Origin of the sequence: Pseudomonas sp. Mn2068, from assembly GCF_049319725.1 — a bacterium.
GTDB lineage: Bacteria > Pseudomonadota > Gammaproteobacteria > Pseudomonadales > Pseudomonadaceae > Aquipseudomonas > Aquipseudomonas gingeri.
In genome coordinates this window covers 937,823-952,918 of sequence record NZ_JBMOUG010000001.1, presented here as the reverse complement: position 1 = coordinate 952,918, position 15,096 = coordinate 937,823, and the positions used below count along the sequence as shown (strand labels likewise).

The following is a 15,096-nucleotide window of genomic DNA, read 5'->3' as shown; positions in this document are numbered from 1 at the left end:
CGGATCACATGGGTGTCAGAGATGATCCGCGTCGATCACGGCCTTGGCAAACGCCTGCGGTGCTTCCTGCGGCAGGTTGTGGCCGATGCCGCCGCTGATCAGGCGGAACTCGTATTTGCCGGTGAAACGCTTGGCGTAGTCCTCGGGGGCCGGGTGCGGTGCACCGTTGGCATCGCCTTCGAGGGTGATGGTCGGCACGCCGATGGACGGTGCCGTCGCCAGTTTCTGCTCCAGGACATCGTAGCGGCTCTCGCCCTGGACCAGGCCCAGGCGCCAGCGGTAGTTGAAGACCGTGATATCGACGTGGTCGGGGTTGTCCAGGGCCTTGGCGCTGCGGTCGTAGGTTGCGTCATCGAACGCCCATTTCGGCGAAGCCAGTTGCCAGATCAGCTTGGCGAAGTCGTGGGTGTTCTTTTCGTACCCGGCACGGCCGCGGTCGGTGGCGAAGTAGAACTGATACCACCATTGCAACTCGGCCTTGGGCGGCAGCGGGTTCTTGCCGGCCGCCTGGTTGCCGATCAGGTAGCCGCTGACCGAGACCAGTGCCTTGACCCGTTCAGGCCACAGTGCCGAGACGATGTCGGCCGAGCGTGCGCCCCAGTCATAACCACCGAGCACGGCCTGCTTGATTTTCAAGGCGTCCATGAAATCGATGACGTCACTGGCCAGCGCGGCCGGCTGGCCGTTGCGCAGGGTCTTGTCGGAGAGGAAGTGGGTATCGCCATAACCACGGGCATACGGCATCAGCACCCGATAACCCTTTGCCGCCAGCAGGGGCGCGACTTCGTCATAGCTGTGGATGTCATAGGGCCAGCCGTGCAGGAGGATCACCACCGGGCCGTTGGCCGGACCCGTCTCGGCGTAGGCCACGTCCAGCAGCCCGGCGTTGACGTGTTTCAGCGGGCCGAATGGAGAGGGGGCGGCATGGGTGGTGCCAGCACGGGGGGCGGTTGGCTGGACGGCGTCGCTCGTTTGTGCGTGGGCCACGCCGAACGTGCCGAGCAGGGCGAGGGCAAGGATCGACGAACCGGCCAGACGGCGGCGGGATTTATCGGTCGGGTGGTTGTGCAGTGCCATCTTCATGGTGACGTCTCCGTTGCAAGTCTCGGCCAGGGGTTCGGATCGACCCCTTCAAACCTTGCCTGCATTTGAACGCCGTGAAGTATCTGGCCTGTGTCCAATCCGGGGCCGGATGAAAGCCCCGGTATCGCAAGGTGGTTCAGACACACTGTGATACAGAGCCGGTGACTCGTCTGGTGCCGATGCTCGGGGTATGGCCGGGCTTTGTCGTCTCCGACTGCCCATGGACACCGTCAGCGTGCGTCGCGCACCTGCATCAACGCGAACCCCAGCAGATTCAGGCCTTGCCACAGATTGGGGTTGTTCACGTTTTCGTCGTCCTGGGCGAGCCCGATCCCCCAGATGCGATCGACCGGACTGGCCTCGACAATGATCGCGGAGCCGGTCTGCTCGAGAAACGCCCCCAGCTCCGGGTTCTGGGTGAACTTGGCCTGGTTGGCGCGGACGACGATTGCATAGCGCTGTTGCAGCCAGACTTCCTCGTTGAAGCCGCGAACGTTGCGGCCCAGCGCCTTGGCGGCATTGGGGGTGGGCGCCAGGAGGACCTGGGCACGGATCTCCTCATCGCCGAACAGGGCCGCCTTTTCGGCCATCATGAAATGTTCGGCCGTCAGGTAGCGTTGCCCGTCGACGATGAACTCGGCCGGATACCACTGGCTGAAGCAGGAAGCGGTGATGCCACTCTTGCTTCGTTGGTGTCCCCAGAAAAAGACATAGTCGAGTTTCTCTGCGCAATTGAAGCGGGCGCGCAGAGTTTCCAGATAGCTTGAGTCGTGCAATTGAGCTTCCTTGGCGGCTGGCTTTTGAGGTAAGGGGACCTGGTCCCGGCATAGTATGGGTACGGATCGGGTTGTTGTCATATGCAGGTGAGAACCCGGCGTCCGGATGCTGCCGTTATTGCCCTGGCACCCGGCCCCAGGCCACGACGGTCATTCCTTGAGCGCCGCTTCGATCTTCGCGATATCGATCTTGCCCATGCCCATCATGGCGTCGAAGGCACGCTTGGCGGTCGCCGGGTCGGGGTGGGTGACCGCCGCCGTCAGCACGCGAGGGGTGATCTGCCATGACAGCCCCCACTTGTCCTTGCACCAGCCACAGGCGCTTTCCTGGCCGCCGTTGCCGACAATGGCGTTCCACAAGCGGTCCGTTTCGGCCTGGTCGTCGGTGGCCACCTGGAACGAGAACGCTTCGCTGTGCTTGAACGCCGGCCCGCCGTTCAGGCCGAGGCACGGGATACCCAGCACCGTGAACTCGACGGTCAGGACATCGCCCTGTTTGCCGGCGGGGTAGTCGCCGGGGGCACGGTGGACGGCTTTCACCGCGCTGTCCGGGAAGGTTCCGGCGTAGAACGTCGCGGCCTCCAGGGCAGCGCCGTCGTACCAGAGACAAATCGTGTTTTTGCTGATCATCCGGGTTCTCCACGAGAGGGGGGGACACGTGGAGTCTAGCCGACGACGCCTGGCCGTCCCGTTTTTGCGACGGCCGCCCTGCCGGCAGGGCGGCCTGGCGGGGCTCAGATCCGGGCCAGCGCCTGTGCCAGGTCGGCCCGCAGGTCCTCGACATCCTCGACACCCACCGACAGGCGCACCAGGGCATCGCCGATACCGAGTTGCGCGCGGGTCTGCGCCGGAATGGTGGCGTGGGTCATGATCGCCGGGTGTTCGATCAGGCTTTCCACGCCGCCCAGGCTCTCGGCCAGGGCGAAGATCTGCACGCTTTCGAGGAAGCGCCTGGCGCCGGCCAGGTCGCTCTTCAGGTCGACGGAAATCATCCCGCCGAAGCCACGCATCTGCCGGCGTGCCAGTTCATGCTGCGGGTGCGACGCCAGGCCGGGGTAATAGACCCGCGCCACCTGTGGCTGGCGCTCCAGCCAGGTCGCCAGCTCCAGGGCGTTGCTGCAATGGCGTTCCATGCGCAATGACAGGGTCTTCACGCCGCGCAGGGTAAGGAAGGCATCGAATGGCCCTGCAATGGCGCCCACCGAGTTCTGCAGGAACCCCAGGCGCTCGGCGAGTTCGGCATTGTGCCCGACCACCGCGATGCCGCCGATCACGTCCGAGTGGCCGTTCAGGTACTTGGTCGTCGAATGCACCACGATATCGAAACCCAACTCCAGCGGGCGCTGGATCCAGGGGCTGGCAAAGGTATTGTCGGCGACACAGATGATGCCGCGGTCGCGACAGAGGCGGGCGATGGCGGCCAGGTCGGTGAGGCTCAGCAGGGGGTTGCTCGGCGTTTCGACCCAGACCATCCGCGTATCGTCCCGCAGCGCCGCCTCGAAGGCAGCCAGGTCGGTCAGGTCGACGAAGCTGAAACGATGCCCGGCGCTACGCTGGCGCACCTTGTCGAACAGGCGGAAGGTGCCGCCGTAGAGGTCGTTGCCGGAGACCACATGGGCACCCGCGTCGAGCAGTTCGAGCACCGTGGAAATCGCTGCGAGGCCGGAGGCGAAGGCGAAGGCCTGGCTGCCGCCTTCGAGGTCGGCCACGCAGCGCTCCAGGGCGAAGCGCGTCGGGTTGTGGGAGCGCCCGTAGTCGAAGCCCTTGTGCACGCCAGGGCTGTCTTGCAGATAGGTGGAGTTGGCATAGATCGGCGGCATCAGCGCCCCGGTGGTCGGGTCCGGCGACTGCCCGGCGTGGATGACCCGGGTAGCGAAGGCGTGGGGTGCGGCGGACTTGTCGTGCTGACTCATGCAAGGGATCTCCGTAAGTGATTGAGCAGGTCGACGCGGGTGATCAGGCCATGGAAGCCCGACGCGTCGGCAATGATCGCCACCAGCCCGCGGGCCAGCTCGGCCTGCAGTTCGGCGAGGCTGGCGGCGGGGGCCAGGGTTTGCAGTTTGTTGGTCATGACGCTGGACACGCTCAGACGAAAGTGTGTCGCATCGTCATGCATGCCCAGCAGGATATCCGATTCGTCGATCACGCCCACCAGTTGTTGGCCATCCACCAGCACTGGCAGTTGCGAGACATCCGCCAGGCGCATGCGCTGGAAGGCGGTGAGCAGGGTATCGTCCGGTCCCACGCTGATCACCCGGCCGTCCTCGAAGCGTCGGGCGATCAGGTCGCGCAGGTCGCCGTAGCGTTTGTACTGCAGCAGTCCCTGATCGTTCATCCACTGGTCGTTGTAGACCTTGGACAGATAACGGGTGCCGGTGTCGCAGACAAAGGTCACGACGCGCTTGGGCTCGGTCTGCTCGCGACAGTAGCGCAGCGCCGCGGCCAGCAGGGTGCCGGTGGACGAGCCGCCGAGGATGCCTTCGGCGCGCAGCAACTGGCGGGCATGATCGAAGCTTTCTTCATCGCTGATCGAATAGGCCTGGCGCACGCTGGACAGGTCGGCGATCGATGGAATGAAGTCCTCGCCGATGCCTTCCACGGCCCAGGAACCCGCGCTACCGATGACGCCGCTGCGGCTGTATTCGGCCATCACCGAGCCGAGCGGATCGGCCAGGACCATGGCCAGGTCGGGCTGTACGCGCTTGAAGAAGCGGGTCAACCCGGTCAGGGTGCCGGCCGAGCCGACCCCGACGACGATGGCGTCGACATCGTGCTGGGTCTGTGCCCAGATTTCGGGGCCTGTACTGGTTTCGTGGGCCAGGGGGTTGGCCGGGTTGTTGAACTGGTCGGCGAAGAACGCATCGGGAATCTCCCTGGCCAGGCGGGCGGCGACATCCTGGTAGTACTCGGGATGGCCCTTGCCGACATCGGAGCGGGTGATATGCACCTCGGCGCCCATGGCCTTGAGGTGCAGGACTTTCTCGGTGGACATCTTGTCCGGGACCACCAGCACCACCCGGTAGCCCTTGGCCCGGCCGACCAGCGCCAGGCCCAGGCCGGTGTTGCCGGCGGTGGCTTCGACAATGGTCGCGCCGGGGCGCAGGCGGCCATCGCGTTCGGCGGCGTCGATCATCGCCAGGCCGATACGATCCTTGATCGAGCCGCCGGGATTCTGGGATTCGAGCTTGAGGAACAACGTGCACGGACCGGTATCGAAACGGCTGACGCGTACCAGCGGCGTATTGCCGATCAGTTCGAGGACGGCGGGGCGGGAGTTGTTCGGCATGGGGTCACCTCATTACGGGAAGTTCGTAGTGGATGGACAGCGGATGAGGGGAGCAGGTTGCAGAAAACCTGTCGCTTGGAACATAGGTCGGTATCGCCCCGGCCGCAACCGGATGCGGGCAATCAGTGCCTGCGACACTCAAGGTCACGGTCGTGACGATGCTGTTTCAGTTTGCCAGGGCCCGGTCGACCAGCCCCATGATCTTTTCGGCCGTCGTGCGATCGACTGGGGTGTAGACGATCATTCCCAGGTCCGGCCGGCCATCGATGGAAAACGCCGAGTACTCCAGCTCGATCGGTCCCAACTCAGGGTGCAGCAGGCGCTTGACGGTTTCTGCGTCGCCGTGACCATGCACCTCGTGGTGATGCCACAGGTCGGCGAACTCCGCACTGATACTGCAAAGCTCGTCCACCAGTTCACCGGCCTCGGAGGCCAGCCCGGCTCGCGCCACATCCGCCCTGAACGCACCCACTACGAAACGGGCGACGCTCGCCCAGTCATGCTGTTTGGCGCGCACTGCCGGATTGCAAAACAGGAACCGCAGGATATTGCGCTGGCCGACGGGTAGCGTGCCGTAGTCGGTCAGCACGACGGCGGCGGCACGGTTCCAGGCGATCACATCCCAGGTGGCGCTCTTTATGATCGCCGGGCTGACGGGAAATGCATCGAGCAGGCGCTGAAGCCTGGGATTGATACCCTCGACGGGCGTATAGCGAACTTCGGGCAGTCGTCCCAGCGCCAGCATGAACAGGTGCTCGCGTTCCGAATCCGTCAGCATCAGGGCCCCGGATATCCGGTTCAGCACCGCGGCGGATGGCGCGCCACCACGGCCTTGCTCCAGCCAGGTGTACCAGGTCGGGCTGATGTTGGCGCGCTGGGCAACTTCTTCCCTGCGCAGTCCGGGAGTGCGCCTGCGTCCGGAGTACCCCAGGCTTGCCGGATCGAGGCGGGTTCGCCGGTTTCTCAGGAACTCGCCGAGAGAACTGCTTGCACTGACGGGCATAGGGGAACCTGTTAATCATTTTAATAGGATAATGTCACTACTTTAACGGGATAAAGAATGCTCCGATAGTGAATGGGAAACCACCCAGGAGAGCTGTCATGCGAATATTTCTCACCGGTGCGACCGGCTTTATCGGTTCGGCCCTTGTCCCCGAGTTGATCCGGGCCGGGCACGAGGTCACGGGCATGGCCCGTTCGGAAGTCGGAGCACAAGCGCTTATCGAGGCGGGGGCCCAGGTGCACCGTGGTGATCTGGAGGACCCCGAGAGCCTGCGTGCCGGTGCCGCTGAAGCCGATGGCGTGATACATGCGGCGTTCGATCACGATTTTTCGAGGTTTGCCGCCAATTGCGCCAAGGACCGGCGAGCGATCGAGGCCCTGGGCTCGGCCCTGTCCGGCTCCGACCGTCCCCTGATCATCACCTCCGTGGCATCGCTGGGCAGTGCTGCGCCCGGTCAACTGGCGACCGAGGACGTTTGCAATACCCGCCACGCCAATCCGCGCACCGGGTCCGAACTGACTGTAAATGTGCTGTTGGACGCCGGTCTCAATATCTCGGTGGTGCGCTTGCCGCAGGTCCACAATCCATTCCGGCAGGGGTTGATCACCCCCCTTGTTGCCGTCGCTCGCGAAAAGGGCGTCTCGGCCTACGTGGAAGCGGGGCGCAACCGCTGGGCGGCCTGTCATCTCCTGGATGTGGCGCGTCTGTACCGACTGGCCCTGGAGAAAGGCGAGCCGGGCGCGCGTTATCACGCTGTCGGCGAAGAAGGGGTCAGCAGCCGCGAAATAGCCGAGTCGATTGGCCGGGGTCTGAAGGTGCCGGTGGTGTCGATCACGGCCCTGGAGGCGGTGACGCATTTTGGCTGGCTGGAGATGTTCGTCGGCCTGGATATGCCAGCGTCCAGCGTCCTGACACAAAGCCGCCTGGACTGGCACCCGACGGGCCCCGGGCTGATCGCGGACCTTGACCAGGCGCGTTTTGCCTGACGCGCATTCGCAGGACGCAGAGCCGGCGCAGCCCTTCCCGCAGGCAGCGAGTCAGAGCGTGCGCAGCAATCCGCTGCTCGCCAGCGTCTGGTCGACCAGGCGAATGCGGTCACGGCCGCCACGCTTGGATTCATAGAGCGCGGCGTCGCTTTGCTCGATCAGGGCCGTCAGGCTGGCGGGCGCCTGGTCGAACAGGTTGGCGCCGATGCTCAGGGTGACCGCCGCGGGCGTGGCGAAGGTCTGTGAGGCTGTCTGGTGGAACTGCTCCCGCAGCCTGCTGCCCAGTTCGACGATGCGTTCATTCGAGGCGTTGCCCAGCAGGATGACGAATTCGTCACCGCCCAGGCGCGCCGCCAGCGCACCGTCGGGCAACGCCGAAAGAATCATCTCGCTCAGCGTGACCAGCAGTCGGTCGCCCGCGGTATGGCCATACAGGTCGTTGACCAGCTTGAAGTTGTCGATATCGATCAGCAGCAAGGCGCCCGGCCGAGCCCCGGAGACCTCATCCAGCAGGCGCGGTGCGCGCACTTCGAGGGCGCGGCGGTTGTACAGCGCGGTCAACGGGTCACGGGCCGCCAGTCGCGCGATGCGCTTCTCCCGCCGGTAACGCTCGGTGCCGGTCATCGACAGCGCAATCAGCATGATCGCCATCGCCCCCTCGACCAGCGAAATCTGGATGATCTCGCCCCGGAAGGCGGCCAGATCGATCAGGGTGCCCGGAATGACCGCCGAGATCGCCTTGGCGAGATAGAACAGCCCATGAACCAGCAGGACATAACGCAGTTGGACCGCCCCCACGCTCAGGGATCGGCCATGGGGGCGCAGCAGGAAGCTGGCCCTGAGCGTCAACAGCGCGACCAGCAGCGAGTTGACCAGCAACATGACTTTCGACCAGGACGGCTCTTCCGGCAACAACAGCAGGGCCAGCCAGACAGCGAAGACCAGGTACCAGGCACGGGACAGGCGTGCCTGCGTAAAACGTGCGACCCCCATCAGGAAGAGCCCGTGGGCGATCACCAGCAGGCCGTTGGCGAACCAGATGCCGATCAGCAGGAGGCCGCTGCCGCGCAGCAGGGCGAGGGTCGATCCCACGGTGATCGTTGCAAACCCGGCACTCCAGAACAACAGCGAGGGTTCACGAATGCTGCGCCATTCGATGGCCAGGTACAGCGCGGCGGCGGCGGCCAGGGCGATCGAGAGGGTCAACAACGTGGGAGGGTCGAGCGCCATATACGGACTAGCCTGTCTGGTGTGCGGTGAAGTCCCTCGATTGTAAGCCCTGGAGCGGAATTTTCGCAGGGCCGGGCGCTATCGGGATGCTACCGGGATCGGGTAGCGGGTGAACTGCTGTTCGGTGACCGTGCTTCCCCACTGGCTACCCGGTTCTTCCTGGGTCAGTTGGAAGCCATGGGCTTCGTAGAGCCGTCGTGCGGCATCGAGGCCCTTGAACGTCCAGAGGCGGGTGGCGGCGAAACCGAAGCGGTCGCAGAAGGCCAGGGCTTCACCGAGCAACTGTCGGCCGATCCCGCTGCCCCGGCAGCCGTCGTCCAGGATAAACCAGCGCAGGTGGGCTTCGTTGTTGCCGAGGTCCTGCCCGTCAATGGCGATCGAGCCGACGATACGTTCGTTGTGCAGGGCCACCCACACTTCGTTGCAGGGCTGCTCCAGGCGCCCGGCAAACTCGGCAACGCCCTGGGCGACCTGGCTTTCGAAGAACTGCCCGAAGCCGGAATGTCGGGAGTAGAAGGCCGCATGCATTTCAGCCACGCGTCCCAGCAGGCCCGGCCTGTAGCCCGAGCTGAGGGTGATTGGACGGGGCGCGGCCCCGCCGTTGTCCAGGCGGAATGCGCCGAGCGCCCGGGCGTAGGCCGCCAGGCCCTGGGCGACGGCTTGCTGCTCTGACGGGTTCAGGTGTTCCAGTGCCGACATGACCTGCTGGCGACCATGGCGGTGGATATGGGCGACGGTCTGCCGGCCTTGCCCGGTCAGCAGCAGTTGCTTGGCGCGGGCATCTTCGTCACTGACGGCTTCCCGCAGTTCGCCGGCGTCGATGAGCTTGCCTATCATCCGACTGACACTGGATTTCTCCAGGCCCAGCACCTGGACCAGCCGGGCCGCGGTCATCGCGCCGGCAGCCTCGATCTCCAGCAGAGCATGGACCGCCGATGCCGAATAGTCGGTGCCGGCCAAGGTGGCCCGCATGAAGCCCAACTCGCGGACCATGGTCCGCGAGGCGGAGCGAATCGCTTCGACCAGGGATGGATCGCTGCTCATCTGACGGCCTCCTCTTAAATGGTTGTGCAATACAACCATTTAAGAGAAAAGCTGTCCAGCGTTACCGGGGCAGGCGGGGGGAGTGGCGGCAGCGTCGCGCATCGAGGCAATCGTTTACACTGGCGGGCTCTCGCCCAACACCGACGCCAGGGATAGCCGAATGTTCTACGAGGGTCTTGCCGTACTGCTCGACTATGGGATCTACCTGATTCCGGGCCTGGTTCTCTGTGGCCTCTGGTTCGGCCTGATACCCGGGAGCCTGCCGGGCCTGCGTATCGTGGTCCTGCTGCTGGCCTTCGTGTTGATGCGCGATGCGATGACGCCGCTGGGCCTGTGGTCGCTCAGCGCCGGCTTGCAGATCGGATTTATCGCCAATCCGTGGGTACTGGCGGTGCTGGGGGCCTTGTCGCTGGGGCTGGTTGGCCTGCTCGCGCGTCTGGCGCCCGAGCTGTGGCGACTGCTGGTGGTCTTCAAGGGCAATCGAGCCGCAGGCCTGGCTGTGGGGATCGCTGCCGGCTGCCTGATCGGCTTGCCGCTGCGCTTCTACCAGGAGATCGAAGCCGTGGCGATCCCGGGTTACTGGCACTGGCTGATCGGCATGGCGGTGCTGGCCTATGGGGCCAACGCCCTGGAAGAAGTGCTGTTTCGCGGTTTTCTGCAGGGCTATCTCGAACAGCATGTGACGGCGTTGCGAGCGGCGCTGATCAGTGCCGTGGCGTTCTCGGCCTGCCATTCGTTCCTCGCCCTGACCGTCACCCGGCTCGGCTGGCCGGTACTGCTCTTTACCCTGCTCGAAGGGCTGGCCTGCGCGCTGGTGCGCATGCGTTACGGGGTCGTGGCCTCGACGGCGACCCACGGCAGCGCGATCCTGCTCATTGCGGTGCCGATGGGGTAGGCGTCGGTGTCACGGACTGGAAATATCGCGCGACCACTTCCTGGCGCGGGTAGCGCATCCAGCGGTGGGCCGGATCGTTGTGACCAGGGATGGATCGCTGCTCATCTGACGGCCTTCTCTGAAATGGTTGTGCAATACAGCCATTTCAGAGAAAAGCTGTCCAGCGTTACCGGGGCCGGCGGGCGACTGCCGGATCAGGCGCGAACCACGCGCTGACGTTGCTCGCCCAGTCCTTCGATCCAGAGGTGCAGTTCATCACCGGGTTGCAGCCAGCGGGGCTCGGGTTTCATGCCCATGGCCACGCCGGGCGGTGTGCCGGTGCAGATCACGTCGCCGGGCTGCAAGGTCATGTAGCGGCTGCAGTAGGAGACGATCTGCGCGACGCTGAAGATCATGGTTTTCGAATGACCGGTCTGGCGTCGCTCGCCGTTGAGCTCAAGCCCCATGCGCAGATCCTGGGGATCGGCAATTTCATCGCGGGTCACCAGCCAGGGACCGACCGGGCCGAAGGTATCGCAACCCTTGCCCTTGTCCCACTGCGTGGATTGCAGCTGGAAGGCCCGCTCGGAAACGTCATTGACCACGCAGTAGCCGGCCACATGGTCCAGCGCCTCGGTCTCGGATACATAGCGGGCTTCGCTGCCGATGACCACGCCCAATTCGAGTTCCCAGTCCAGTTGGGTGGAGTGGGGCGGCTGGACGATGTCGTCATTCGGCCCGCTGAGGCAACTGATGGCCTTGTGAAAGATGATCGGTTCGGCGGGGATCGCCATGCCCGCTTCCTCGGCGTGATCGCGGTAGTTCAGCCCGATGGCGATGAATTTGCGCACCTGGGCCACGGGGGTTGCATAACGGACACCCGGCTCCACCAGTGGCAACGCGCTGATATCCAGCCTGGCGAGGGCCTCCAGTGATTGCGGGGAAAGTACCGCGGGGTCGATATCGACGACATGCGCCGAGAGATCGCGGATGCGTCCCTCGGCGTCTATCAGGCCAGGACGCTCCTGGCCGGGCAGGCCAAAACGGCAAAGCTTCATGAATTACCTCGACTGTCAGTTGCAGGGTGGGGTGACGGGCGCTTGCTAAAATCCAGTTTATGTATAAAAATATATTTTATGCAATAAAGAAGATTGCCCACTCGTCGAGAGCCCAGGTTCCATGTCTGTAGAAAACCCAGCGAAAAGCCTGACCCAGGCGACTTACGAACAGCTGCGCAAGGACGTCTTGTCCTGCGTGCTGCAGCCGGGCAACCGGGTAAACGTCAAGGAACTGGCCGAGCACTACCAGGCCAGCGGTGGCGCGGTGCGCGAGGCGCTGTCGCGGTTGACCGCCGAGGAACTGGTGATCGCGGAGCCACAAAAGGGCTTTCGCATTGCGCCGGTCTCCCTTGACGACCTGGCCGACCTGACACAGGCGCGCATCGAGATGGAGGGCAGTTGCCTGCGTCACTCCATCGAAAACGGCGATGTCGCCTGGGAGACACGGTTGGTGTCGGCTTACCACGGACTCTCCAGGGCGGCCGGTCCCGACTCCGGCAGTCACTACGACGCCAGGGCCTGGCACGACGTCCACAAGACGTTTCATGAGGCCCTGGTCAGCGCCTGTCCCAACATCTGGCTGCTGCGCATGCGCACCATGCTGTTCGAGCAATATTCGCGTTATCGGGCGTTGTCGGTGGCCATGACGGCCGCCTCCAGGAACCTCGACGGTGAACACCAGGCGCTGCGCGATGCCGCGTTGGCCAAGGATGCGAACGCCGCCGTCGAGTTGATCACCCACCATATCCGGGAAACTTCAACCGTACTGATGCAGAGGCTCCAGGGAACTGGCGTCCAGCAAACATCGGAGATCAGGTAATGACCACTATCGCTGTATTGGGCCTTGGGGCCATGGGCTCGCGCATGGCGTTGAACCTCCTGCGGGCCGGGCACACCGTCACCGTCTGGAACCGCACCGAGAAGGCGGCCGAAGAACTGGTCGCGGCCGGCGCCTCTTTTGCCGCGACGCCGAAAGAGGCCGCGACGGGCGCCGCCATCGTCCTGAGCATGGTGCGCGATGACGCGGCATCGGGTGATGTCTGGCTGCACCCGCAACATGGGGCGTTTGCCGGGATGAACGCTTCGAGCATCGCCATTGAAAGCTCCACGGTTTCCCACGAGTGGGTGCTGGACCTGGGGCAGGCGGCACGGGACAGGGGGTTGTCGCTGATCGATGCGCCGGTCTCCGGTTCGCGTCCCCAGGCCGAGGCCGGGCAACTGGTGTTTCTGGTCGGTGGCGAAGCCGCCGCGGTTGAGGCTGCCCGGGAAGTCCTGCAGGCCATGGGTTCTTCGATTCATCATGTCGGTGCACTGGGTGCCGGCGCGCTGGTCAAGCTGGCGACCAATGCGCTGCTCGGCGTGCAGGTGACCACCCTGGCCGAGCTCTTCGGCATCCTTGGCGCCCATGGCGTGGACCTGGGCAAGGCGTTCGAGGCGGTCGGCGCCACGTCTGTCTCCAGCGTCGCGTCCCAACGCAGCGCGGCGTCGATGACGGCCGGCAATTTCGCGCCGCAGTTCCCGGTGGCCCTGATCGAAAAGGATTTTGGCTACGCGGTGAGCGCGGCGGGCGGTGCGGCGGCTGCGCCGACCATCGAGGCGGCGCGTCAGGTGTTCAGCTCGGCCAGTCAACAAGGCCTGGGTGAGCTCAACATGACCAGCGTGGTCAAGCTGTTTGCCCGGTAATCATTGGTGACTCGCCAGCATCAGTAATATGTCTTTCATGCTATCGCAAGTCCATGACCGGAACTCCAGAATTGCTCCTGTACCGCTGCCCCGCACCGGAACACTGCTGAATTCGTACACAGAGGAGTAATGAACATGGCACGCATCCTGATCACCGGTTCTTCCGACGGACTCGGCCAGATGGCCGCACGATTGCTTGTGGAGCAGGGCCACAGGGTCGTGCTGCACGCTCGCAACGAGGCGCGTGGGACACATGCCCTGGCACAGGTGCCGGGTGCCGAAACGGTGCTCTGTGCCGACCTGTCGAGCATCGCCGAAACCAAGGCATTGGCCGGGCGTATCAATGCACTCGGAGACTTCGACGCCATCATCCATAACGCCGCGGTCGGCTACCAGGAGCCCAGGCGCCTTGCCACCGTCGACGGTCTGCCGCATGTCTTCGCGATCAACGCACTGGCCCCCTACATCCTGACGGCACTGGTGAATCGCCCGGAGCGACTGGTCTATGTCAGTTCGCGGCTGCATTGCTGTGGCGACCCGTCGCTGAAGGACCTGACCTGGAAGAAGCGCCCGTGGAACGGCACCCAGGCGTATTCCGACTCCAAGCTGCACAACGTGTTGCTGGCCCTCGCGGTGGCCCGCCGCTGGCCCGATGTGCTGTCCAACAGCCTTGAGCCCGGCTGGGTCCCGACGAAGATGGGCGGGCCCGATGCCCCGGATGACCTCGACCTGGCGCCGCGCACGCAAGCCTGGCTGGCCGCCGGCATTGAACCCGAGACCCAGGTGACCGGCGGCTATTTCTACCACCAGCGACCCGCCACGGCGATGAAAGCGGCCCAGGATTTCAAGGTGCAGGAGCGCTTTCTCTCGGCCTGCTCTGAATTGTCAGGTGTCACGCTGCCGCAGTAGCAGGTCCACCTTGGCGCCAGGGCGCTGATCGTGACCGGCAACTTCCTTTCGCGAGCCGTTTGCCGCAGGGTTGTCTTCTCGTGCGTCAGGTGAGTCTGCGCTGAGTCATCGCCCGGGATATCGAGGCAATCTTTACACTGGGCGGCTCTCGCCCGGCACCGGTGTCACGGACTGGAAATATTGCGCGGCCACTTCCTGGAGCAGGTAGCGCATCCAGCGGTGGGCCGGATCGTTGTCGAGGATCTTGTTCCACAAGGTGAATTCGCGCAGGGACGGGAATTCGAAGGGCAGCGGCAGTATTTTCAGGGGCAGGAAACCGGCGTACAGGGTCGCCAGGCTCCGGTGCATCACGGCAATGCGGTGGGTCCCCACCAACAGGTGCGGCACGGTATTGAAACTGCTGGTGGTCAGTTCCACCCGGCGGGCCTTGCCGTAGCGCAGCAGGGTCCGTTCTCCCAGGCTCGGCTCGCGGTTGTTGCCGAAGTTGACGGCGACATGGCCCAACTGCAGGTACTGCTCCAGGCTCAATGTCTCGCCCACCAGCGGGTTGTCGCGCCAGACCACGCACTGGTAGTCATCTTCGAACAGCAGTTCCTTGGCGTGCAGGTCCGACAGATAGAGGTCCGGCATGATCACGAAGTCGACTTCGCCCTGGGTCAGCATCTGGTTGTAGTTGTCGGCGGCCGGCTGGATGTCGATGGAGATGTGCGGCGCGCGTTGTTGCAGGCGCTGCGCCAGCGGGCTGAGGATCACCGTGGTGACAAAGTCGGTGGCGATGAGCTTGAAATGCCGCTTGCAGGTCAACGGATCGAATTCGGGTTTGTTGACGATGCTCGACTGGATATCCAGCAGCACCCGCCGCACCGGTTCGGCCAGTCCCTGGGCCAGGGGCGTCGGCAGCATCTTGCGTCCCACCTGGACCAGCAACTCATCGTCGAAATACTCCCGCAGCCGTGCCAGCAGGCCGCTGGCGGCCGACTGGCTGACATTCAGGCGCGAGGCCGCGCGGGTGATGTTCTGTTCGGTGAGCAGGGTATCGAGAACCACCAGCAGGTTCAGGTCCAGGTGATGAAAGCGCATCGGTATTCCTCCGCTTGAGCACGCCGCTTTGTATCACTTTTTTTAGATGGATGGCATCCCGATAATCGATTGTTCGGATTCCTC

Annotated in this window: 15 protein-coding genes; 5 read left to right on the top strand and 10 right to left on the bottom strand. The window is 64.3% G+C overall.

Annotated features, from left to right (window positions below; genetic code table 11):
- Nucleotides 1–15: 15 nt before the first annotated feature.
- The 6 genes from ACL9RJ_RS04090 to ACL9RJ_RS04065 all read right to left on the bottom strand — a co-directional run bounded on the left by ACL9RJ_RS04090 (nucleotide 16) and on the right by ACL9RJ_RS04065 (nucleotide 6,148).
- The gene (locus ACL9RJ_RS04090; RefSeq protein ID WP_422764915.1) at nucleotides 16–1,083 is read right to left on the bottom strand and encodes an alpha/beta fold hydrolase; all 1,068 of its coding nucleotides are present in this window, start codon (nucleotides 1,081–1,083) and stop codon (nucleotides 16–18) included.
- A gap of 230 nt (nucleotides 1,084–1,313) precedes the next feature.
- On the bottom strand, nucleotides 1,314–1,859 hold the full coding sequence (locus tag ACL9RJ_RS04085) for an NADAR family protein (RefSeq protein ID WP_177130961.1): 546 nt from the start codon (nucleotides 1,857–1,859) through the stop codon (nucleotides 1,314–1,316).
- A gap of 150 nt (nucleotides 1,860–2,009) precedes the next feature.
- Nucleotides 2,010–2,489 carry a VOC family protein gene (locus tag ACL9RJ_RS04080; protein ID WP_178990278.1) on the bottom strand — a complete coding sequence of 160 codons (480 nt, stop codon included), beginning with the start codon at nucleotides 2,487–2,489 and terminating at the stop codon, nucleotides 2,010–2,012.
- Nucleotides 2,490–2,593: 104 nt separating this feature from the next.
- Nucleotides 2,594–3,772, bottom strand: a complete 1,179-nt coding sequence (locus ACL9RJ_RS04075) for a cystathionine gamma-synthase (protein ID WP_017127486.1) — start codon at nucleotides 3,770–3,772, stop codon at nucleotides 2,594–2,596.
- Nucleotides 3,769–5,145 carry a pyridoxal-phosphate dependent enzyme gene (locus ACL9RJ_RS04070; protein WP_017127485.1) on the bottom strand — a complete coding sequence of 459 codons (1,377 nt, stop codon included), beginning with the start codon at nucleotides 5,143–5,145 and terminating at the stop codon, nucleotides 3,769–3,771. Before ACL9RJ_RS04070 ends, ACL9RJ_RS04075 begins: the two co-directional genes overlap by 4 nt.
- 166 nt (nucleotides 5,146–5,311) lie before the next feature.
- Nucleotides 5,312–6,148: a helix-turn-helix transcriptional regulator gene (locus tag ACL9RJ_RS04065; RefSeq protein WP_177082151.1), complete on the bottom strand. Its 837-nt coding sequence runs from the start codon at nucleotides 6,146–6,148 to the stop codon at nucleotides 5,312–5,314.
- 98 nt (nucleotides 6,149–6,246) lie between these two features.
- On the opposite strand from ACL9RJ_RS04065, the gene ACL9RJ_RS04060 reads away from it, so the two are divergent.
- Complete coding sequence (locus ACL9RJ_RS04060) at nucleotides 6,247–7,134, top strand: SDR family oxidoreductase (protein WP_017127483.1); 888 nt, start codon at nucleotides 6,247–6,249, stop codon at nucleotides 7,132–7,134.
- A 51-nt stretch (nucleotides 7,135–7,185) separates the two neighbouring features.
- Here ACL9RJ_RS04060 and ACL9RJ_RS04055 read toward each other — a convergent pair whose 3' ends face one another.
- Nucleotides 7,186–8,364: a GGDEF domain-containing protein gene (locus ACL9RJ_RS04055; RefSeq protein ID WP_177082152.1), complete on the bottom strand. Its 1,179-nt coding sequence runs from the start codon at nucleotides 8,362–8,364 to the stop codon at nucleotides 7,186–7,188.
- 78 nt (nucleotides 8,365–8,442) lie between these two features.
- Nucleotides 8,443–9,408 carry a bifunctional helix-turn-helix transcriptional regulator/GNAT family N-acetyltransferase gene (locus ACL9RJ_RS04050; RefSeq protein ID WP_103032914.1) on the bottom strand — a complete coding sequence of 322 codons (966 nt, stop codon included), beginning with the start codon at nucleotides 9,406–9,408 and terminating at the stop codon, nucleotides 8,443–8,445.
- Between the two features lie 160 nt (nucleotides 9,409–9,568).
- Between ACL9RJ_RS04050 and ACL9RJ_RS04045 the strand changes: the two genes are divergently transcribed.
- Complete coding sequence (locus ACL9RJ_RS04045; RefSeq protein WP_017127479.1) at nucleotides 9,569–10,303, top strand: CPBP family intramembrane glutamic endopeptidase; 735 nt, start codon at nucleotides 9,569–9,571, stop codon at nucleotides 10,301–10,303.
- 194 nt (nucleotides 10,304–10,497) lie between these two features.
- On the opposite strand, the gene ACL9RJ_RS04040 is transcribed toward ACL9RJ_RS04045, so the two are convergent.
- Complete coding sequence (locus tag ACL9RJ_RS04040) at nucleotides 10,498–11,340, bottom strand: fumarylacetoacetate hydrolase family protein (RefSeq protein WP_017127478.1); 843 nt, start codon at nucleotides 11,338–11,340, stop codon at nucleotides 10,498–10,500.
- 121 nt (nucleotides 11,341–11,461) lie between these two features.
- Between ACL9RJ_RS04040 and ACL9RJ_RS04035 the strand changes: the two genes are divergently transcribed.
- The 3 genes from ACL9RJ_RS04035 (at nucleotide 11,462) to ACL9RJ_RS04025 (ending at nucleotide 13,932) form a co-directional block, all read left to right on the top strand.
- Entirely contained in the window at nucleotides 11,462–12,160 is a 699-nt protein-coding gene (locus ACL9RJ_RS04035; protein ID WP_017127477.1) for a GntR family transcriptional regulator, read from the top strand.
- A complete protein-coding gene (locus ACL9RJ_RS04030; protein WP_042935927.1) occupies nucleotides 12,160–13,023 on the top strand; it encodes an NAD(P)-dependent oxidoreductase in 864 nt (287 codons plus the stop codon). Before ACL9RJ_RS04035 ends, ACL9RJ_RS04030 begins: the two co-directional genes overlap by 1 nt.
- A 135-nt stretch (nucleotides 13,024–13,158) precedes the next feature.
- Nucleotides 13,159–13,932 (top strand): SDR family NAD(P)-dependent oxidoreductase, encoded by a 774-nt coding sequence (locus tag ACL9RJ_RS04025; RefSeq protein ID WP_017127475.1) that lies wholly within the window; start codon nucleotides 13,159–13,161, stop codon nucleotides 13,930–13,932.
- Between the two features lie 132 nt (nucleotides 13,933–14,064).
- Here the strand turns inward: ACL9RJ_RS04025 and ACL9RJ_RS04020 are convergent, their stop codons facing one another.
- The gene (locus ACL9RJ_RS04020; RefSeq protein WP_017127474.1) at nucleotides 14,065–15,012 is read right to left on the bottom strand and encodes a LysR family transcriptional regulator; all 948 of its coding nucleotides are present in this window, start codon (nucleotides 15,010–15,012) and stop codon (nucleotides 14,065–14,067) included.
- Between the last annotated feature and the right edge of the window lie 84 nt (nucleotides 15,013–15,096).